Annotated in this window: 17 protein-coding genes, 1 tRNA gene and 5 pseudogenes; 22 read left to right on the top strand and 1 reads right to left on the bottom strand. The window is 34.3% G+C overall.

Going from position 1 to position 20,438, the window contains the following annotated elements; translation table 11 throughout:
• Window positions 1–80 precede the first annotated feature (80 nt).
• The 8 genes and pseudogenes from LLA01S_RS05905 (at window position 81) to rpsO (ending at window position 8,462) form a co-directional block, all read left to right on the top strand.
• Window positions 81–860 carry a peptidoglycan amidohydrolase family protein gene (locus tag LLA01S_RS05905; protein ID WP_021212328.1) on the top strand — a complete coding sequence of 260 codons (780 nt, stop codon included), beginning with the start codon at window positions 81–83 and terminating at the stop codon, window positions 858–860.
• A gap of 181 nt (window positions 861–1,041) precedes the next feature.
• Window positions 1,042–2,400 (top strand): annotated as a pseudogene (locus LLA01S_RS13715) (glycosyltransferase-like membrane protein); the annotation flags it as partial.
• Window positions 2,401–2,517: 117 nt separating this feature from the next.
• Window positions 2,518–3,456: a glycosyltransferase family 2 protein gene (locus LLA01S_RS05900; protein WP_031286545.1), complete on the top strand. Its 939-nt coding sequence runs from the start codon at window positions 2,518–2,520 to the stop codon at window positions 3,454–3,456.
• Between the two features lie 196 nt (window positions 3,457–3,652).
• Window positions 3,653–3,726 (top strand) — tRNA-Ile (locus LLA01S_RS05895).
• 245 nt (window positions 3,727–3,971) lie between these two features.
• The gene (gene rsmB, locus LLA01S_RS05890; protein ID WP_011676899.1) at window positions 3,972–5,246 is read left to right on the top strand and encodes a 16S rRNA (cytosine(967)-C(5))-methyltransferase RsmB; all 1,275 of its coding nucleotides are present in this window, start codon (window positions 3,972–3,974) and stop codon (window positions 5,244–5,246) included.
• Between the two features lie 122 nt (window positions 5,247–5,368).
• A complete protein-coding gene (locus tag LLA01S_RS05885) occupies window positions 5,369–6,145 on the top strand; it encodes a Stp1/IreP family PP2C-type Ser/Thr phosphatase (protein WP_061777979.1) in 777 nt (258 codons plus the stop codon).
• A complete protein-coding gene (pknB, locus tag LLA01S_RS05880) occupies window positions 6,145–8,022 on the top strand; it encodes a Stk1 family PASTA domain-containing Ser/Thr kinase (protein ID WP_061777978.1) in 1,878 nt (625 codons plus the stop codon). The genes LLA01S_RS05885 and pknB overlap by 1 nt, the downstream gene beginning before the upstream one ends.
• A 170-nt stretch (window positions 8,023–8,192) precedes the next feature.
• Entirely contained in the window at window positions 8,193–8,462 is a 270-nt protein-coding gene (rpsO, locus tag LLA01S_RS05875) for a 30S ribosomal protein S15 (RefSeq protein WP_010906184.1), read from the top strand.
• A gap of 83 nt (window positions 8,463–8,545) precedes the next feature.
• Here rpsO and proC read toward each other — a convergent pair whose 3' ends face one another.
• A complete protein-coding gene (proC, locus tag LLA01S_RS05870) occupies window positions 8,546–9,337 on the bottom strand; it encodes a pyrroline-5-carboxylate reductase (RefSeq protein WP_011676896.1) in 792 nt (263 codons plus the stop codon).
• Between the two features lie 217 nt (window positions 9,338–9,554).
• Here proC and glmU point away from each other — a divergent pair, with 217 nt between their 5' ends.
• From glmU to LLA01S_RS05810, 14 genes and pseudogenes are all read left to right on the top strand, one after another.
• Window positions 9,555–10,931, top strand: a complete 1,377-nt coding sequence (glmU, locus tag LLA01S_RS05865) for a bifunctional UDP-N-acetylglucosamine diphosphorylase/glucosamine-1-phosphate N-acetyltransferase GlmU (protein ID WP_061777977.1) — start codon at window positions 9,555–9,557, stop codon at window positions 10,929–10,931.
• Window positions 10,932–11,032: 101 nt separating this feature from the next.
• Window positions 11,033–11,617, top strand: coding sequence for an NUDIX hydrolase (locus LLA01S_RS05860; protein ID WP_011835788.1), 585 nt, complete (start codon window positions 11,033–11,035; stop codon window positions 11,615–11,617).
• On the top strand, window positions 11,610–11,888 hold the full coding sequence (gene macP / locus LLA01S_RS05855) for a cell wall synthase accessory phosphoprotein MacP (RefSeq protein ID WP_061777976.1): 279 nt from the start codon (window positions 11,610–11,612) through the stop codon (window positions 11,886–11,888). The genes LLA01S_RS05860 and macP overlap by 8 nt, the downstream gene beginning before the upstream one ends.
• Window positions 11,889–11,915: 27 nt before the next feature.
• Window positions 11,916–12,596: a 5'-methylthioadenosine/adenosylhomocysteine nucleosidase gene (locus LLA01S_RS05850; RefSeq protein WP_011676892.1), complete on the top strand. Its 681-nt coding sequence runs from the start codon at window positions 11,916–11,918 to the stop codon at window positions 12,594–12,596.
• Window positions 12,597–12,732: 136 nt separating this feature from the next.
• Window positions 12,733–13,236: a hypothetical protein gene (locus LLA01S_RS05845; RefSeq protein WP_014572089.1), complete on the top strand. Its 504-nt coding sequence runs from the start codon at window positions 12,733–12,735 to the stop codon at window positions 13,234–13,236.
• 17 nt (window positions 13,237–13,253) lie between these two features.
• Window positions 13,254–13,923: pseudogene (locus LLA01S_RS05840) on the top strand (HD domain-containing protein).
• A 128-nt stretch (window positions 13,924–14,051) separates the two neighbouring features.
• A complete protein-coding gene (gene pepC / locus LLA01S_RS05835) occupies window positions 14,052–15,362 on the top strand; it encodes an aminopeptidase C (RefSeq protein WP_032950376.1) in 1,311 nt (436 codons plus the stop codon).
• Window positions 15,363–15,441: 79 nt separating this feature from the next.
• Complete coding sequence (locus LLA01S_RS13635) at window positions 15,442–15,681, top strand: MerR family transcriptional regulator (RefSeq protein WP_232035107.1); 240 nt, start codon at window positions 15,442–15,444, stop codon at window positions 15,679–15,681.
• Between the two features lie 33 nt (window positions 15,682–15,714).
• Window positions 15,715–15,846, top strand: coding sequence for a hypothetical protein (locus tag LLA01S_RS13630; RefSeq protein WP_014572090.1), 132 nt, complete (start codon window positions 15,715–15,717; stop codon window positions 15,844–15,846).
• A 92-nt stretch (window positions 15,847–15,938) separates the two neighbouring features.
• Window positions 15,939–15,992, top strand: a pseudogene (locus tag LLA01S_RS13525) (hypothetical protein); the annotation flags it as partial.
• 36 nt (window positions 15,993–16,028) lie between these two features.
• The gene (locus LLA01S_RS05825) at window positions 16,029–16,739 is read left to right on the top strand and encodes a substrate-binding domain-containing protein (RefSeq protein ID WP_255209974.1); all 711 of its coding nucleotides are present in this window, start codon (window positions 16,029–16,031) and stop codon (window positions 16,737–16,739) included.
• A gap of 114 nt (window positions 16,740–16,853) precedes the next feature.
• Window positions 16,854–18,179, top strand: a pseudogene (locus LLA01S_RS05820) (MFS transporter).
• An 11-nt stretch (window positions 18,180–18,190) separates the two neighbouring features.
• A pseudogene (locus tag LLA01S_RS05815) lies at window positions 18,191–19,036 on the top strand (aldo/keto reductase).
• Window positions 19,037–19,173: 137 nt separating this feature from the next.
• On the top strand, window positions 19,174–20,286 hold the full coding sequence (locus tag LLA01S_RS05810) for an NAD(P)/FAD-dependent oxidoreductase (protein ID WP_061777975.1): 1,113 nt from the start codon (window positions 19,174–19,176) through the stop codon (window positions 20,284–20,286).
• The last annotated feature ends 152 nt before the right edge of the window (window positions 20,287–20,438 follow it).

Genomic DNA, 20,438 nt, shown 5'->3' with positions numbered 1-20,438 from the left:
AAAGTTTGAAAAATGGTGATAGCGTTCAAGTGGTTAAAGCTTCTGACGCTGACCACGAATTCACAGAAGGGGGGCGAATGATGTCAAGTATTGAAAATATGATTGCTTGGATGCAAGCACGAAAAGGCAAAGTTACTTACTCAATGACTTCACGAATGGGTCCAACAAGTTATGATTGCAGCTCGTCAGTATTCTTTGCCATGATTGCTGGTGGTTTTCTGTCAGTAGGTTCAATGGGAAATACTGAAACTTTATTTGGAATGTCTGGCACAAAACTCAAAGAAATCAGCCGTGGAGAAGTGCAACGTGGGGACATTTTTATCTCGGGCACTCCAGGAGGTTCTGCTGGATCTGATGGACACACAGGTATTTTCCTAAGCAATGGTTCATTCATTCACTGTTCTTACACTCACAATGGAATTGCGATTGATACGAACGATGCATACATGAGTACACGCTTACCACATCACTTTTATCGAATTGTTGGTTCAGGTTCAGCAAATACTGATGACAAGCCACAAATGGTTACTCTAAATCTTGATGGTCAATTTGGAAATGCGACCGCTAAACGATTGCAAGAATACTTTGATACTGCTGGTAAAGACGGAGTAATCAGTCACCAGTACAAACAAACCTTTAATCAAAATATTTATGCTGCTCAGTTTGATTCATCACTGACTGGTTCAAACGTGGTTAAAGCATTGCAAAGATTTTTAGGAATTGGACAAGACGGACTGTTTGGGCAAGCTACGATTAAAGCACTACAAAAACATCTTGGAACAACACAAGACGGAATAATTAGCCCAGTATCTGATTCTGTCAGAGAATTACAACGTCGATTAAATGCGAATAAACTATAAAAATAACCCCTGACTTCGGTTAGGGGTATTTTTATTTATAAAATACATATTAATAAAGTCTTTAACCCGTATAGTTATTTGACTTTTAATAGTTCTTAAAGTAAACTTAAATATGTATAAAAAATGAGGAGTATCTATATTGAATAAATATATAAATAATTTAATAAATAGTGCTGGGATAGTGCTAATTTTTGTATCGTTAATCGGCGCGATGCAATCAAGAATCTTATGGTTAGATAAACTATCAAATGGTCTTATCGTAACAATTACAATCAGTCTTATATTACTTTTTTTATTTATTACATTTGCGAAAAAGAGTTTATTTCAGAAAGTTTTTTCTTTTATCAGATTGTACGAAAAACGGATATTTTGGATTTTTTTTATATTTTGTATAATATATCAAATAGTATTAGTAATAACACTAAATGGAACACCTAAGTTTGATTCTTATCGTTTAATACATGTTGAAGATATCAAGGCTATTAGTGACTATTTATCAGTTAACAGTAATAATAATTTTTTATTTTTTATAAATTATTATTTCATAAAGATATTTGGTTTCTCATATATGAATTTTCGAATTTTAAATTCATTAATAATATTTACATCAACATTGCTCTTTTTAAAAATATCTAAAGAATTATTCGGAAAAACAGTATCTTACTTTTCAACAATAAGTTTTATGATGTTTGCAATTATACAACCTCTTTATTTAGTTCCATATACAGATACATATTGTCTATTGCCCGTCTTCTTATCTATATATTTCATAACAATTTGTATCAAAAGCAAAAAAACTTTTTCGTTAATATTTAGCTCTATTGGTTCTGCTTTTTTTCTTGCCATATCTTACCTAACGAGACCGAGTAGCATTACATTTATTATAGCGGTACTTTTATTTATTTTAATAAATTTATATAAAAAAGATATAAGAATAAAAAGTCTTATTTCATTTCCTCCGTTTTTATTAACCGTAATTCTTACATTAACAATGTTTAATCTATTCGTAAGTAATCAAAAAATAGTTAAAATTGATAAATCGAAAGAACTTCCAATGGCCCATTTTATTTTGATGGGGAGTTTTGGAGATGAGGATAATCGTGAATCTATTCATGGAACTTGGAATGCAGGAGACTTAAAAAGCACACTTGCAGAGAAAAATAAATCTGATAAATCAAAAAAAGATATTGAATTATTTGTAGAGAGAACAGCCAATCGCGGTCTGGCTAGAACTATAAAATTCTATGGACAGAAATATTTCCAAATTACTGATACAGGAGTTATAGGATATCATCGTGATGGTTTGTGGCTTAATTATGCTTATTCAGCAAATGGAAGCTTATCAAACAAAATACAACAAATATATTATGAAAATGGAAAATTAAGACCAAGTTTCAACTTTTTATGTCAAATTTTTTGGATAATAACCCTTATTTCAAGTATTATTGCATTATACTTTAATAGAACATGGAAAGTTGGTGTGGTAACTCTCAGTTTACTTGGTGGATTGTTGTTCCTTTTGATATTCGAATCTGGCGGAACTAAATATATGTTCCAATATATTTATCTGATTTGCCTGCTATCTGGTTTAGGAATTTCTTATTGTTTAAATAGATTTTCAGGAGATATAGCTATACAAAAAGAAGGAGTGAAAAAAATGAGGATGAGCAAACTCTCAATAATAGTTCCAGCTTACAACGAAGAAGAAACACTAGAAATATTTCTAAACGAAGTAAATAAACAAAGTGTTGAATTACCTCTAGAAAAAACATATTTTTTTATTAACGATGGTTCAACAGACAATACGTTAGAGGTTTTAAAAAATTTAACTACTAAATATGATAACGTGAAATATATTAGTTTTTCAAGAAACTTTGGTAAAGAAGCTGCTTTGATAGCGGGTTTAGAAGTTTCAGATGGTGATTTTGTAACCGTCATGGACGCAGATTTACAAGATCCACCAGAAATGTTAAACGAAATGTTTACAAAAATAACTGAAGGTTATGATGTTGTAGGAACTCGAAGAGTATCAAGGGTAGGTGAACCTCCTATTCGTTCTTTTTTTGCAAAAACGTTTTATAAATTAATAAATAAAATATCTGACACTGAAATGGTAGACGGAGTACGTGATTTTCGTTTAATGACTCGGCAAGTAGTTGATAGTATTCTTGAGTTGAAAGAAAATAACCGTTTTTCAAAAGGAATTTTTAGTTGGGTAGGCTTTAAAACGACATATCTTCCTTATGAAAACCGAGAACGTGTTGCTGGTACAACATCTTGGAACTTCTTTGGATTGCTAAAATATTCCATAGACGGTATTGTTAACTTTTCGGAAGCACCCTTAAATATCGCAACATTTGTTGGTTTTATAAGTTTTTTAGCTTCAGTGCTACTCAGCGTTTTTTACCTTCTTAAAACACTTGTTTTTGGTGATCCTGTTCAAGGCTTCCCAACTTTGATTGTTTTGATTTTGCTTTTGGGTGGTTTACAGCTCCTTTCTCTTGGAATCATTGGTAAATATATCGCTAAAATATTTCTGGAAACAAAAAAACGTCCCAATTATATTATTAAAGAAAGTAATATAAAGCCAAATTAATTATTTGAGAAATATGCTCTTTTTAAACATGGGTGTCAGCAATTTGCTGGCATTTTTTATTTTTCACGGAATATTGTATAATTAATTTAGTGGGCGAGAATAAAAATATTCTTTATTTATAACGTCGGTAATCTGCAGTGCCGTCCACAAATATCTGATATAATAACCAAGATAAGTGCTACAGATTATCATAATTGGTTCTTTAGCTTAGTTGGTTAAAGTTCCCCGCTCATAACGGGGTTAGCGCTGGTTCGAGTCCAGCAAGAACCATAATAAAAAGGTACATATAATAGTAGAAACTCCCAAAGGAGTTTTTTAGTTACGTTAATTAAAATAAAAAAACTGTATATCTAAGATATACAGCCTCTTGCCCGACAAAAATTAGTTACGTTTTTAGTTACGTTTTAGATGTAACTCATAGGTATTCATTAGTACAATAATTTGCATATATCCCCTAAAACAAGGTTTAGCGGTATCTATTGACATTTATTGACACAGTATGTCATAATAGCTCTATGACAAAAAATGCAAGACAAACCGCACTCGATGTACTAAATGATATTTTTGGTAATGATGCCTATGCAAATATTTCATTGGATCGAAATTTGCGAGATTCTGAACTATCCACAGTGGATAAAGGCTTTGTAACAGCCCTTGTCTACGGTGTAGTTTCTAAAAAAGCTTTATTAGAGTGGTACATTACTCCTTTATTAAAAAAAGAGCCTAAACCTTGGGCTAAAATGCTTTTATTACTCACAATTTATCAAGTCCTATTTATGGATAAGGTGCCTACTTCGGCAGCAGTTGATGAAGCTGTAAAAATTGCTAAACGACATGATGGACAAGCAACAGCTAATTTTATTAATGCTGTTTTAAGAAACTTTATGCGTTCTGAGCACAGAAATGAAGAACCTAAAGATTGGGAAACTAAATATTCAATGCCAAAACTGTTATTGGATAAAATGGTTCGCCAATTCGGTGGGAAAAGAACAGGAGAAATCCTCGAAAGTCTTGAAAAACCAAGTCATGTGAGCTTAAGAAAAATTGATCCAACTGTAGAAATTGCTGGGACTCGTCCGTCTTTACTGACAGAAACAGCATTAATTGCTGACAGCGGAAATTTTTCAATTATAGAAGAGTTTCAAACTGGAAGAATTACGATTCAAGATGAAACAAGTCAATTAGTTGCTCCTCAACTTGAATTAGAAGGAACAGAAGAAGTTCTTGATGCCTGTGCTGCCCCAGGTGGGAAAAGCACACATATGGCTCAATATTTGACAACTGGTCATATCACGGCATTGGATTTATACGAGCATAAACTTGATTTAATTAATCAAAATGCACAACGTCAGCATGTTGCGGATAAAATTACCACTCAAAAAGCTGATGCGACAATGATTTATGAGAATTTTGGTCCAGAAAAATTTGATCGAATTCTAGTCGATGCTCCATGTTCAGGAATTGGATTAATTCGCCGTAAACCAGATATCCGTTACCGGAAAGAAAGTTCGGATTTCATAGATTTACAAAAAATTCAATTAGAAATTCTAAACAGCGCCTCGAAAAGCCTGAAAAAAAGTGGTATAATGGTGTACAGTACTTGTACAATTTTTGATGAAGAAAACTTTGACGTTGTTCATGAGTTCCTTGAAAATCATCCAAATTTTGAACAAGTTGAAATTTCAAATGAAAAACCAGAAGTGATTAAAGAGGGCTGTCTTTTCATTACCCCAGAAATGTATCATACGGATGGATTCTTCATCGCGAAATTTAAAAAAATAGGTGAATAATTTACTGACGAATATTTTGTTTTGAGAATTTGAGAAAGAATCATTTTTTCTCGAAAATTTTTAAACTCTATCAGTAATTTTTAGACCTAAAAATAAAACTTTATTCTTGTTAAGGAGAAAAAGTGGAATATAGTATTTTATCAGATATCGGTTCAAAACGTAGTACTAATCAAGACTATGCCGGTACTTATGTCAACCGTGCCGGTTATCAGCTCTTTTTATTAGCTGATGGTATGGGTGGATACAAAGCAGGTAATGTCGCAAGTAAACTTACCGTGGAAGATCTCGGCAAACTTTGGTCAGAGACATTTTTTGATGCGGGAACACCAGAAGCAACTCTTGAAATTTGGCTTAGAAATCAAGTACGCAACGAAAATGAAAATATTGCAAGTCTTGGTAAACTTGATGAATATCAAGGAATGGGAACAACTCTTGAAGCTCTAGTTATAAAAGGAAACACAATTGTGTCTGCCCATGTGGGAGACAGTCGTACTTATTTGATGCGTGATGGTGAGTTAAATAAAATAACAACAGACCATTCTTTAGTTCAAGAGCTTGTAGACGCAGGACAAATTACAGAAGAAGAAGCTGAAGTACATCCTAATAAAAATATCATTACTCGTTCACTGGGGCAGACTAATGAAGTTCATGCGGATATTCAAGCTTTAGAACTTCAAGCTGGAGATATCATTTTAATGAACTCTGACGGATTGACAAACATGGTTTCAACCACTGAAATTATGGAAGTTTTAGAACGAGAAGATTTGACTTTAGATAATAAATCCGAGGCTTTGATTCGGTTAGCTAATGAACATGGAGGACTTGATAACATTACTGTTGTTTTGATTAAGTTCGAAGAAACATCAGAAGCCGAAACACAAGCACAGGAGGTTAGTTGATGATTCAAATCGGTAAAATCTTTGCCGATCGTTATCGGATTATCAAAGAAATCGGACGTGGGGGAATGGCAAACGTTTATCAAGGAGAAGATACTTTCCTTGGTGATCGAAAAGTTGCAATTAAAGTACTTCGTTCTAATTTTGAAAATGATGACATTGCAATCGCTCGTTTTCAAAGAGAAGCTTTTGCGATGGCGGAACTCTCTCATCCGAATATCGTAGGTATTTCTGACGTCGGTGAATTCGAAAGTCAACAATACATTGTAATGGAATTTGTTGATGGTATGACGCTCAAACAATACATCAACCAAAATGCTCCTCTAGCTAATGATGAAGCCATTGAAATTATTACAGAAATTCTATCAGCAATGGATATGGCTCATTCACATGGAATTATTCACCGTGATTTAAAACCACAAAATGTTTTAGTTTCAAGTAGTGGAACAGTAAAAGTAACAGATTTCGGAATTGCCAAAGCTCTTTCTGAAACTTCACTTACTCAAACAAATACAATGTTTGGCTCAGTTCATTATCTATCACCAGAACAAGCGCGTGGTTCAAATGCTACTGTACAATCAGACATTTATGCCATTGGGATTATTTTATTTGAGCTTTTAACAGGTCAAATACCTTTTGATGGGGATTCAGCCGTAGCAATTGCCCTAAAACATTTCCAAGAAAATATTCCAAGCATCATAAACCTCAACCCAGAAGTTCCGCAAGCATTGGAAAATGTCGTCATCAAAGCAACAGCAAAAGATATCAACAATCGATATGTTGATGTTGAAGAAATGATGACAGATGTAGCTACTTCGACTAGTCTTGATCGACGTGGGGAAGAAAAATTAGTTTTCAATAAGGACCATGATGAAACAAAAATCATGCCTGCCAATCTAATTAATCCTTATGATACTAATCCTTTGATTGATAAGAAAACAGATGATCAGGAAAAAGCGCAATCAGAATCATCAACTACAGAAAACAATAAGAATAAAAATAAAAAATCTAAAAAAGGATTGATTATCAGTCTTGTTGTTCTCCTTCTTGTCATTGGTGGTGGAGCCTTTGCATGGGCTGTTTCTACACCGACAAATGTTAAGGTTCCTAATGTGACTAATAACTTAACATTGGATCAAGCGAAGAAAAAGATTAAAGCAGCTGATCTTAAGGTGGGAACGGTTCATAAACAACAAAGCACAACCGTTGCCGAAGGTAAAGTGATTAAAACTAATCCAGCAAGTGGAGCTATCGTAAGGTCTAAAAGTTCTGTTGATATTTACGTTTCATCTGGAAATGAAAATATTATCAAAATGAAGGACTTTGTTGGTGAAAAAATTGATGATGCAATGGCCACTCTGCTTAAAGATTATGGTATTGATGAAAGTCAAGTGATTCAAACCTCTGTCCCTAGCGATTCTTATGCCGCAGGTACAATCATTAAACAAACACCTAAAAAGGGTTCTAGTTTTGATGTGACAAGTGGTGATAAAATTACATTTGAAGTTTCAAGTGGAAAACAAATTGCCATTCCATCTTACACTAATCAGGATGCTGAAAGCTATAAAGCAATTTTGAAACAAGCTGGCTTCACTAATGTTACTTTAAACTATATTGATACTCCAGGAAGTCCGACAGGATGGGTATTTGGAGTTACTCCAACTGTTGGTGAATTGGTTTCGATAGATACCCCAATTGTTGTTAAGGTTACTCAGGCAGTTGAGCAATCATCCTCAGAATCTTCTGTTTCTACATCAGAAACATCAACTTCTGAATCAACATCAGCTTCAAGCTCAACAACGAGCTCGTCTTCTTCAAGTACAACTGAGCAATCGCCAGAAAATTCTACTTCAAGTTCGAAAACAACATCACATAGTTAAAGCTTAAAGAGAACTAGATTATATTTCTAGTTCTCTTTATTTTCTTATTGGCTTGTAAAATCAGTCAAAAAAGTGTATCATGGTAGAGTAGTTTTTTACAACCCGTTCTTGGTTTCATGCTTGCCAAGCTGTCACTCGGACTGGGCAATACAAATAAAGGAGAAAAACTCATGGCAATTTCAAAAGAAAAAAAACAAGAAATCATCGCTCAATACGCTCGTAAAGAAGGCGATACTGGTTCACCTGAAGTACAAATCGCTGTATTGACTTGGGAAATTAACCACCTTAACGACCACATCAAATCTCATAAAAAAGACCACGCAACTCAACGTGGTTTGATGAAAAAAATTGGTCACCGTCGTAACCTTCTTGGATACCTTCGTGGAAAAGACGTTCAACGTTACCGTGAACTTATCGCTTCATTGGGACTTCGTCGTTAATAAAAAAATGCCATTTGGCATTTTTTTTATTATTTGAAATTAAAAATTTAAAAAAGAAATTCTTCTTTTTTAGATTTTTAAATTTATTTAAGATATTTTTCTCTTTCGATTGTTGCAGAAATTGCATCAATAACTGTTCCACCAAAATGGTTTTGTTCTAAGCTTACTACACCTGCTACAGTAGTTCCACCGGGACTTGAAACCTTATCAACTAAAGACCAAGGATTTTCACCACTCTTTAGAAGCATTTCAGCTGAGGCTTTGACTGTTTCAGAAACAATAGCAGTGGCTTGATCTTTAGGAAGTCCACGAAGTACACCGGCGCGAGCCATAGCATCAATAAACATATAAATAAATGCAGGACTTGAGCCCGCGATTGCTGCAAAAGTTGAAAAATCTTTTTCAGCAATCTCGTGGACAGAGCCGACTGCTTTAAAAATTTCTTGGGCTATTTCGTCAGCTGAATCATCAACAAATTCATTTTTGACAATCGCAGAGGTAGATTGACCAATTTGAGCATTGATATTAGGCATTACCCGAATAATCGGTTGATTTTCTGAATCAGCTAGATGTTTTAAGTCAGATAAAGTTAATCCAGCAGCAATTGATATCAAAGTTTTATCTTTTGATAAATGATTAATTAACTGGCTTAAAACAGATGGAAGAACCTGTGGTTTGACAGAGAGAACAATGAAGTCTGATTGTTGAACAAGTTCTTCATGATTTTCAGCAGCTTTAACATTAAGTTCCTCAGCTTGTTTTTTTGTCTTGGGTAAATTGTGACCAGAAATGATGATTTCAAATTTATTTTTATCAAGTCCAGAAATGATGGCTGTGGCCATTTTTCCGACTCCAATAAATCCTATAGTTTGCATAAATAAAATCCTTTCTATCTTTCAGTCCATTTTATCATAATTTAAAGCGAGAAATCGATATGTTAGTATCGCAAATTAAATCTAGCTATTTTTTTGAAAAAAGATTTGCTAACTTGAGAAGTACTGTGAGTGTTTGAATTAAAAAGATAACGAAAATGGTCAGTGATTATGGTATAATTAGGTAAACATTTTATTTGTAACAAAAAAGGAGAAATCTATGAATAAATTCGCTATTGTCCTAGCGGCTGGTAAAGGAACACGGATGAAATCAGCACTTCCAAAAGTGTTGCATCAAGTAGCTGGAAAATCAATGCTGGCGCATGTGCTTAAAAGTGTATCCGAAGTGGAGATAGCCAAAAACGTGGTCATCGTTGGACACGAAGCAGACCGTGTAATTGCGACTTTACCTAAGGGAACTCAATTTGTTAAACAGGTAGAACAATTAGGAACAGGACATGCTGTACGTATTGCTGCGGATTTGTTGGCTAATGAAGAAGGGGCAACCTTAGTTATCGCTGGTGATACTCCCTTAATTACAGGCGAAACATTAGGAGCACTTTTTGATTATCATTTTGCCCAAAAAGCAACAGCAACAATCTTGACTGCTATCGCACCAAATCCAACAGGATACGGTCGAATTATTCGGGATGAAAAGGGTTCAGTAGAAAAAATTGTTGAGCAAAAAGACGCCAATGATTTTGAAAAATCAATTACCGAAATTAACACAGGGACTTATATTTTTGATAATAAATCGCTCTTTAAAGCACTGACGGAAATCACAACTGATAATGCGCAAGGTGAATATTATTTAACTGATGTTATTGAAATCTTCAAAAAAGCAGGTCAAACGATAGCTGCTCATATTCTTGATGATTTTGATGAAAGTTTAGGTGTGAATGACCGTGTGGCTCTTTCACAAGCTGAAGGGACAATGCGTAAACGTATTAACCATGAACATATGGTTAATGGTGTGACCTTGATTGATCCTGCAACAACTTATATTGACAGTGAAGTAACAATTGGGGCAGAAACGGTGATTGAAGCAAATGTAACCATTAAGGGGAACACTTTTATTGGTAAAAATGTTTTGATTACAAATGGTAGCCGCATTGAAAATTCGGAAATTCATTCAAATTGTGAGGTTCGTAACTCAACAGTTGAAGAAAGTCGGATGAGTGTTGGAAGTAATGTTGGACCTTATGCTCATTTACGCCCAGGAACTGTTTTGAGTGAAGAAGTTCATGTTGGAAACTTTGTTGAAATTAAAAGCTCAACTCTTGGTAAAGGAACCAAGGCCGGACATTTGACTTACATTGGTAATGCAACAGTGGGTGAAAAAGTGAACTTTGGTGCTGGTACAATTACGGCTAACTTTGATGGTAAAAATAAATTCAATACTGAAATTGATGATTTTGCCTTTATTGGTTCAAATTCAACCATAATCGCACCTTTGTATATTGGTAAAAATGCCTTGACAGCAGCTGGGTCTGTTGTGACTGAGGATGTGCCAGATGAAGCAGTTGAAATTGGACGTGGAAAACAAGTGAATAAACTTGGACGTGCGAAAAAAATGCCACATTATCGTGGACAATAATTTAAAATAATAAGAAAGAGTTTCTCATGAAGCTCTTTCCTTCGATTTGATGAGAGGGAAATTTTACTTACTTCAAAAGTAAATTCCATGGAAAGGGTACAATGTTAAATTTTGATGATAAAAAATTTGAAGAAAAAACTTTGACTAGAGATGAAATTTTTCAAGGAAAGATTTTTCATGTTGTGAGGGATACGGTTAGTTTGCCAGGAGGAACAGAAAGTTTTCGAGAACTTGTTTTTCATAATGGTGGAACGGCTATTGCACCCGTTCACAATAATAAAATGATTTTGGTTGGTCAATATCGTAAGGCATTGGAAAAATTTATTTTTGAAATTCCGGCTGGAAAGCTTGAAATAGGAGAAGAAAAAGACCCCAAGGCTGCTGCGCTTCGTGAACTTGAGGAAGAAACAGGTTACCGAGCAGAAAATTTAACAGAAATCACAGCTTTTTATGGAACACCTGGTTTTTCATCAGAAAAAACTTATGTGTACTTCTCGTCAGACCTAACAAAGGTAGAGCATCCAAGACCCGCTGATGATGGAGAGTTTTTGGAACAAATTGAAGTTACTTTAAGCGAAGCGAAAAGAATGATTGAACTTGAACAAATTGCCGATGCAAAAACAATTATGGCTATTTGGTATTGGGAAATGCAACACTTTAAAAAGGAGGTTGAAGACAATGCCTAAACCACTTTTAACGGATGAGGTAATTGAACAAGCAAATCAAGAGAAGAAAAATCTTGAACGTAGGCTTCAAAGAGAGCTTGAAGAAGATACTGAAATTGCTGAGAAATATGACAGTATTGAAAAAAAATTAAGTAAAAACTCTGTTTATAAAAGTCGAAGGATTGAAAACGCTAAAGCTCAAAAAAGAGGGAAAGCAATTAATAAATGGCTTTTCATTGTTACTTTAATTGTTGTTTTACTGGTGGTTACGTTCTTTTTGTATTACTTTTAAACAAAATAATTAGAAATAAGGAAAAAAATGAAAATAGGAATTATTTGTGCGATGGATGAAGAAATTCGCATACTTGTTGAAAATTTAGAAAATGCTGAAAAACATACCCGTCATGGTTTAGTTTTTCATAGTGGTTCAATTGGCCGTCACGAAGTAGTTTTGGTTCAATCTGGTATTGGTAAAGTCATGTCAGCTTTGGCAGTTGGATTTTTGGTTGACATTTTTGATGTTGATGCAATTATCAATACAGGTTCAGCAGGAGCGGTTGCTCAAGGATTGGCAATTGGAGATGTTGTAGTTGCTGATAAACTTGCTTATCATGATGTAGATGTCACTGCTTTTGGTTATGCCTATGGACAAATGGCTCAACAACCTTTGTACTTTGAATCAAGCAAATACTTTGTTTCTGAATTGAAAAAGGTTTTAGAAAATGTGCATGTTGGGTTGATTACAAGTTCTGACAGTTTCATCAGTAGTTCTAGTAAAATTGCTGAAATTAAAGAACATTTTCCAGATGTTTTAGCAGTCGAAATGGAAGGGGCTTCTATTGCACAAGCTGCAACAGCACTTGGGAAACCTTTTGTAATTATTCGGGCGATGTCGGATACAGCTGACCATGATGCCAATGTTAATTTTGATAAATTCATCATTGAAGCAGGGAAAAAATCAGCCCAAGGTCTGATTCGCTTGCTTGAAGAAATGGTATAATTATTAAAAAAGCTGAGTTTTATTTGATTAAAGTTTATTAGGGGTGATAAAGTAATAAATCAAACGAAAGTGCCAAATTATCGCTTGTCAATTAAAGTGAAAATAAATAAAATTGGCAAAAACTTGGGGAAACTAAATGTCAGCTCAACAAAAAACAAAAATTGGTTTATCATTAGTTCTTAGTTTAATAATTTTAGCAGCCTGTGGACAGCATGTAGCAAATCATACGGGACAAACAAAAGTGAGTGCATCTATTAAGCAGATGATTCCATCATCTAGCTCCCCATCACTCTATTTTGAGTTGAGTAGTGTGAAAGATTATTTGGCCAGTCAAGGTTATAAACAAATTGATAACCAGGCTTTTCAGCAGGATTTAGCAAATAAATCAATGAAAGCAAAGACTTACTGGTTAAATGATGGAACGGATAAAACGCAGCCTCTTGCTAAGGGAATTGGTGCTGTGATTATATTTATGACAGCAGACCAACAATTCAAAATGCTTGCTCAATTTTCTGAGGACCAAAACGCAAATCTGAAAAAACATTCTTGGATAATCGGGGACTACAATATTGATAATCAGTCATTAAAAAATCAAACACTCATAAATGGTTTGGATAGTATCTTTTCAGAAAATAAGTGATTTTAGAGAGTGATAAAATGGATGAGTTGCAGTTGGTTGAAGAGGTTAGGCTTTTTCTGCGAAATGATCAACTTTTTGAACATTGTTTAGCCGTGGCAAAGACAGCTGAACAACTGGTAATTGATTATTCAGAGAAAAGTGTGATAGTTCAAAAAGAAAAATTAATTGCAAAAAATACTGACGAAAATTTGAAGCTAATTTTTACTGATGGAGTGCAACAAAAAGAGATTAACCAGTTTATCAGTAAGAGTCAAGCTTTTGTTGCTGGACTTATGCATGATATTGGTGGGGTTTATCCAAATCATCAGCGAGTAGAAAAAGCAGAATTATTTGGTATAGAATTACTGACAGAAGAGCGTGAATTTCCTTTGATTATTCATCAAAAACTTTCTAAATATCTGGCGCGTGAGCATTTTAAAATTACTGACGAAAATATATTGTCAGCGATTGAGTGCCACACAACACTGAAGGAAAATTTTACAGAGTTAGATTTGATTGTTTTTCTTGCTGACAAAATTTCTTGGGATGGTGGGGATAATGCACAAAGAAGGATTACTGACAGCTCTGTCAGTAAATTTGCAAAGTGCAGCACTTTATTATATAGACTTCATCATCAATGATGGCTTGAAAGTTGCGCACCCGTGGCTTTTAGAAGCAAAGAAAGATTTAGAAAATCAGCTTTCCTAGCTGATTTTTTTGATAATTTAGATTATAATAGAAGAATGTAAAAAATAATAGAATATCATTAATCAAAATCGATAATGATTATTTTTATCGAAACTTTTGTCAGAAGTTTCGATTTATTGGGAGGTATTATGACAGTAACATCAGATTTCACACAAAAACTCTACGAAAATTTTGCTGAAAACACAAAATTGCGTGCGGTGGAAAATGCCGTGACTAAAAATGGTTTGCTTTCATCACTCGAAGTGCGTGGTTCACATGCAGCGAATTTGCCTGAGTTTTCACTTGACTTGACAAAAGACCCTGTAACGAATCAAAAACAATCTGGACGTTGCTGGATGTTTGCTGCTTTGAACACTTTCCGTCATAAATTTATTAATGAATTTAAAACAGAAGATTTTGAATTTTCACAAGCTTATACTTTCTTCTGGGATAAATATGAAAAATCAAACTGGTTTATGGAACAAATTATAGGAGATGTTGCGATGGACGACCGTCGTTTGAAATTCCTCTTGCAAACTCCACAACAAGATGGTGGTCAATGGGATATGATGGTAGCCATTTTTGACAAATATGGAATTGTTCCAAAAGCTGTTTATCCTGAATCACAAGCTTCAAGTAGCTCACGCGAATTGAATAAATACTTGAACAAATTGCTCCGACAAGATGCTGAAATCTTACGTTATACAATTGAGCAAGACGGTGATGTTCAAGCGGTCAAAGAAGAACTTTTACAAGAAGTTTTTAATTTCCTTGCTGTAACTCTAGGTTTGCCACCACAAAATTTTGAATTTGCTTTCCGCAACAAAGATAATGAATACAAAAAATTTGTTGGAACGCCAAAAGAATTCTACAACGAATATGTTGGGATTGATTTGAACAATTATGTTTCGGTCATTAATGCTCCAACTGCTGATAAACCTTATAACAAAAGCTATACCGTTGAATTTCTTGGTAATGTAGTCGGTGGTAAAGAAGTCAAACACTTGAACGTTGAGATGGACCGTTTCAAAAAATTGGCTATTGCCCAAATGCAAGCGGGCGAAACTGTCTGGTTTGGTTGTGACGTTGGTCAAGAATCAAACCGTTCAGCAGGACTTTTGACAATGGATTCTTATGATTTTAAATCTTCATTGGATATTGAATTCACACAAAGTAAGGCTGGACGTCTTGACTATGGCGAATCACTGATGACTCATGCCATGGTTTTAGCGGGTGTTGATTTAGATGCTGACGGAAATTCAACTAAATGGAAAGTTGAAAATTCTTGGGGTAAAGATGCCGGTCAAAAAGGATATTTCGTTGCTTCTGATGAATGGATGGATGAATATACTTATCAAATTGTTGTCCGCAAAGACCTTTTAAGCGAAGAAGAATTAGCTGCTTATGAAGCAAAACCTCAAGTTCTGCTTCCATGGGATCCAATGGGAGCCTTGGCTTAATTTGTAAATTGAAACATTTAACTTTTGTTAAATGTTTTTTTATTGACTTAAAGTTCACTTCAAGTGTTAAAATAAAAGAATGAATATAAAAAAGGCCGCCGACTTATCAGGGATAAAAACAGATAATATCAGATATTATGAAAGAATTGGGCTAATTCCTAAAATTGCACGGACAGAGTCTGGAATACGAAATTTTTCAGAAGCGAATATTAGAACATTAAAATTCGTCAAACATATGAGAGATGCAGGAGTGCAAGTAGAAGCCTTGACACGTTATATGGTATTGGTAACTGAAGGAAATCCTAATACTAAAGAATAAAGAATTGAAATTTTGAAGAGTCAAGTTGAACAATTGAGAACAGAAATTATTGAAAAACAATCTGCTTTAGATTATTTAACATTCAAAATTGAAAATTATGATGAAGTCATGCTTCCAAGCGAAATGAATTTGAATCAAAGTTCAACAGAAGCAATAAAAATTTGAAGAGGATAAGGATAAATGGAACTTCGATTATTAAAGTATTTTTGGACAGTTGCCACTGCTGGGACGGTATCCAAAGCTGCTGACAGTTATATATTACACAGCCAACATTATCTAGACAAATTAAAGAACTTGAACGAGAATTAGATACTCAGCTTTTTATGCGTGATGGGAAAAAGCTTATCTTGACTGAAGATGGTCAATTTCTTAAAATCAAAGCTGAAGAGATTTTACAGCTGACCAGTAAGACTGTCCAAGTTTTTGAAGACCGGAAAAATGCGGAATTATCAGGATATTTGACAATTGGAGCCTTAGAAGGGTGGACAAGTTCTAGCATTGCTAAAACTCTTCAAACACTCACAAATAGGTATCCTGCCATCACTTTTACAATCTTGTCAGGAAATGCAGATGACATCAAATGGAAGATTGATAATGGACTTGTGGATGTCGGATTTTTGTTAGAGCCAACGTCTACAGAAAAATATAATGTAGAAAAAATTGGTTTTCCTGAGCGTTGGATGATGCTTACACAATCCGATTCAGAACTTGCAGAATTAGATGAAGTAAGGCCAGAAGTATTTAAAAAACAACGAATTTTGATTTCAGAACGACCAGAAGTTCGTCAGTATATAGCTGATTGGGCGGACTGCCAAGTGAGTGATTTAAATATTATTGGAGGCTTCAATCTTGGATTTCATCTTTTTGAGATTGCTCGTACAGGAATTGGTGAGGCAGTCGTTACAGAAGTTGCACTCATTAGAAATTATCAAGATTTAAAAGCGATTCCCTTAAGTCCAGAAGTGAAGACATATAGCGTTCTTGCTTGGAAGAAAAATATTCCATTGACACCAGTCACTAGAGCATTTATCAAACAATACTTACAAGAAAATGATTAAAAATTTACTGACCAATCTGTCAGTAAATTTTTTATTTTTTAATATGCTTTATAAGCATAATTAATACTAAAATAAGCATTTTTCATCAGTTGATTTTTGTTTTAAAATAAATTCATTAAAAATAAAAAAACTTTTGGCTTAGTCATCTTTATTATCTTATTTTCCTATTTTTTAATTTTGATGGATAATTCGATAATTTTCACAAGTACTGTAAAAACATCTCAGGATTTAAATATGAACGAAGCAAGCCTTTCTTGGGTTTCAAATGCCTATACCATTACATTTGGAGGTTTTCTTTTGTTGGCAGGGCATTTAGGAGATTTAATGGGTTGAAAAATAATTTTTGTCTCTGGCCTTTTTATTTTTGGACTATCAAGTTTAGCGGTTGGTTTATCTACGTCAACAGAAATGATGATTATAGCAAGAGCAGTTCAAGGAATTGGCTCAGCTATCATTGCGCCAACGAGCTTGGCTTTACTGATGGATAGCTATCAGGGAAATTTGCGAATGAAGGCTATCTCTTATTATGGAGCAACCGCGGGTATTGGTTCAAGTTTTGGTTTAATTCTAGGCGGTTGGCTTACCTCAGCAATTTCATGGCGTGTCGGCTTTTTATTGAATGTCCCTTTTAGTTTATTACTAATTGTTTTAACGCTTGCGAAAGTTCAACAAAATGAAATCAAGCCAAGTAAAATTGATTTTCTTGGAAGTTTATTATCGGTCATTATTTCAGTTCTATTTGTTTACGGAATTACCATAAGTAATTTATTAATTATAGTTGCTTCTTTAATTTTGATTTTGGTTTTTCTTTTATGGGAAAAAAGAATTACTTATGCTCTCATACCTTTAGAGTTATTTAAGAATCGAAATCGAACAGGTTCTTACATTGCTCGTTTTACTTTTATGATGGCCATGTTGACTTACTGGTTTATTCTTCCACAAATTATGCAAAAAATGTATAACTTTTCACCATTAGAGTCAGGGCTTGCTTTTCTGCCTTTAACACTTGTTAATTTTATTGCTGCTCTATTTTTGCCTAAATTAACAAAAGCTTTGGGAAATAGTAAAGTCATGATTTTAGGACAAGTGATTTTACTGACAGGAATGTTTTTGTCATTTATATCACAACCAGAATGGGGATATTTTTATGCAATGGCTTTTCAAATGATGATTATTGGTCTTGGGCAAGGCTGGCTACTTGCCCCACTTACAGCGGCAGGTGTGGCAGGAGTTCCCCCGGAATTATCAGGTGCTGCGTCAGGCTTAACAAATATGATGCATCAACTTGGAGGACCGGTAGGTTTATCAATCGTTGTTCTATTTAGTTCATCTGTCATTGATTTAAGTGCTTATTATCATTTGATAATGGCTTTCATCACAGTATTTTTACTGATAGGATTTTTAGTTTTAATTTTCACGAACCCAGTTAATGAAAAATAAAAGGAGAAAAAATGCAAACACAAATCGTACTTAATGATGGAAATATCATTCCTCAATTTGGCTTGGGAGTTTATCAAATTCCTGAAGGAGAAGCAACTGAAAATGCAGTCAAAGAAGCGCTGAGATTGGGGTATCGTCACATAGATACCGCCCATGCTTATCAAAACGAACGCTCTGTTGGTCGAGCCATCCATTCTTCTGAAATTCCAATTTCTGAAATTTGGATAACTAGTAAACTCTGGCCTTCTGATTATGATGATGCTTCACAAGCCATTGAGCGAATGCTTGAACGATTAAATCTTAAGCAAATTGACCTGCTTTTACTTCATCAGCAGGTTGGAAATTATCGTAAAGCTTAGATTTCTTTGGAAAATGCTGTCAAATCAGGAAAAGTAAAATCAATTGGAATTTCAAATTTTGATGGGGAGAGATTGGTTGATTTATTTAACTTTGCTGACATTAAACCAAGTGTTCTTCAAGTAGAAACACATCCTTACCATCAACAAAAAGAACTCCAAGAATTTCTCAAACCTTATGGGACTAAAATTGAAAGTTGGTATCCTCTTGGACATGGCGATCAAAGACTACTTGATGAAAGTCGTTTAAAAAAAATAGCTCAAAAATATAATAAGACAGTGGCTCAGATTATCTTACGCTGGCATATTCAAGAAGGAATCATAGTTTTTCCACGTTCAACTCGAGTCGAACATTTAGCCGAAAATATCAATATTTTTGATTTTGAATTATCCTGTACTGAAATCAAAGAAATTCGCAAGTTAGATAAAAAGCAACCTTATTTTACAATGACTTATGATGAACAAGTCCAAAATTTTTTGTCATGGAAATTGAAAGATTGAGATTAGATTAAAACAAAGAAAGTTACTGACAGTTTTAAAAATGATATACTGTAAAGAGTTAGAACATTTAAAAGAAAATCAAAATCAAGCATAATACGTCTTGATTTTTATTTATTTAAAAAAGAAAAGGAGTCATGATGAAAAAAATTTCAATCATTGGTGGTGGAATAATTGGGATGACCTTAGCGAATTATCTGGACACTGATAAATTCGAGATAAGTCTTTTTGATGATGAAAAAAATCAAGCCACTAAAGCGAGTGCTGGAATTATTTCACCATGGCTTTCTAAAAGAAGAAATCAAAAATGGTATCAACTAGCTAAAGATGGTGCAGCATTTTTTGAAAAATTAAAAACTGATTTTGAATTAACTGATGAAGTATATGAAAAATGTGGGACCTTATTTTTACGAAAAAATTCAGACTTAGAAGAGTTAGAGAAGTTAGCTTTAGAAAGAAGAAAAAACGCACCAGAGATGGGCGAGATTAAGGTGCTCTCAAAAGAGGAAACCGTCAGCTTATTTCCATTACTTAAGCCAAGTGAAAGTTTATATCTATCGGGAGGAGCACGATTAGATGGAAAAGCTTATTTAGCACATTTGAAAAAGCGAGCACAAGCAAGAGGAGTGAAATTTTTTGCGGAGCGTGCAACTATTCTAAAAGCAGACGAAAAATGGGAGATTGTTCATCAAGGAGAAAGTGATGTTGTAGATGATTTAGTACTTTGCCCAGGTCCGGCATTAAAAGAACTCCTTTCCGAAATTGGGATTGATGTTGATGTTCGGCCTCAAAAAGGACAATTGCTCTCATTTAAAACCGATTTTGATACTAAAGATTGGCCGGTTTTATTTTTAGAAGGAGCAGCAGATATTATTCCCTTTCAAGAAGGAGAAATTCTCATAGGCGCAACTCATGAAAATGAAAAAGGTTGGGATTTATCAGAAAGTGAAGCTGCTTTTTTTGATTTGACAGAAGGTATTAAACCTTATTTTTCAGAAAGTAAGTTAATAGAGTTTCCTTATCACTATCGCGTGGGAACGCGAGCTTATTCGGCAGATTTTTCCCCTTTCTTTGGTCCGCATCCAGCTTTTTCCAGTCTAGCTTTTGCCAGTGCATTAGGCTCATCTGGTTTAACAACGGGTCCCTACATTGCCTATTTGCTTGCTCAGTATTTTAATCATCCGGAAACAAAATGGGATTATTCAATTTATCAAAAAGATATAAATACTTATCTAAAATACCTGAATTGCTAGTTAATTTCATTGGAAAATAAATAAGTCGTGCTATCCTAATCTTAAACCACTAAGCATTAGAAAGCGCACGACTTATATGACTTATAATAGCACACTTCCAAAAGTTTTTGTTTATTTACTGACAACCATTGAGACGCTTTATCAAACGAGGG

This window comes from Lactococcus cremoris subsp. cremoris NBRC 100676 (assembly GCF_001591705.1).
Classification (GTDB): domain Bacteria; phylum Bacillota; class Bacilli; order Lactobacillales; family Streptococcaceae; genus Lactococcus; species Lactococcus cremoris.
The sequence above is the reverse complement of the archived record's forward strand: the minus strand, read 5'-3'. Positions and strand labels throughout refer to the sequence as shown.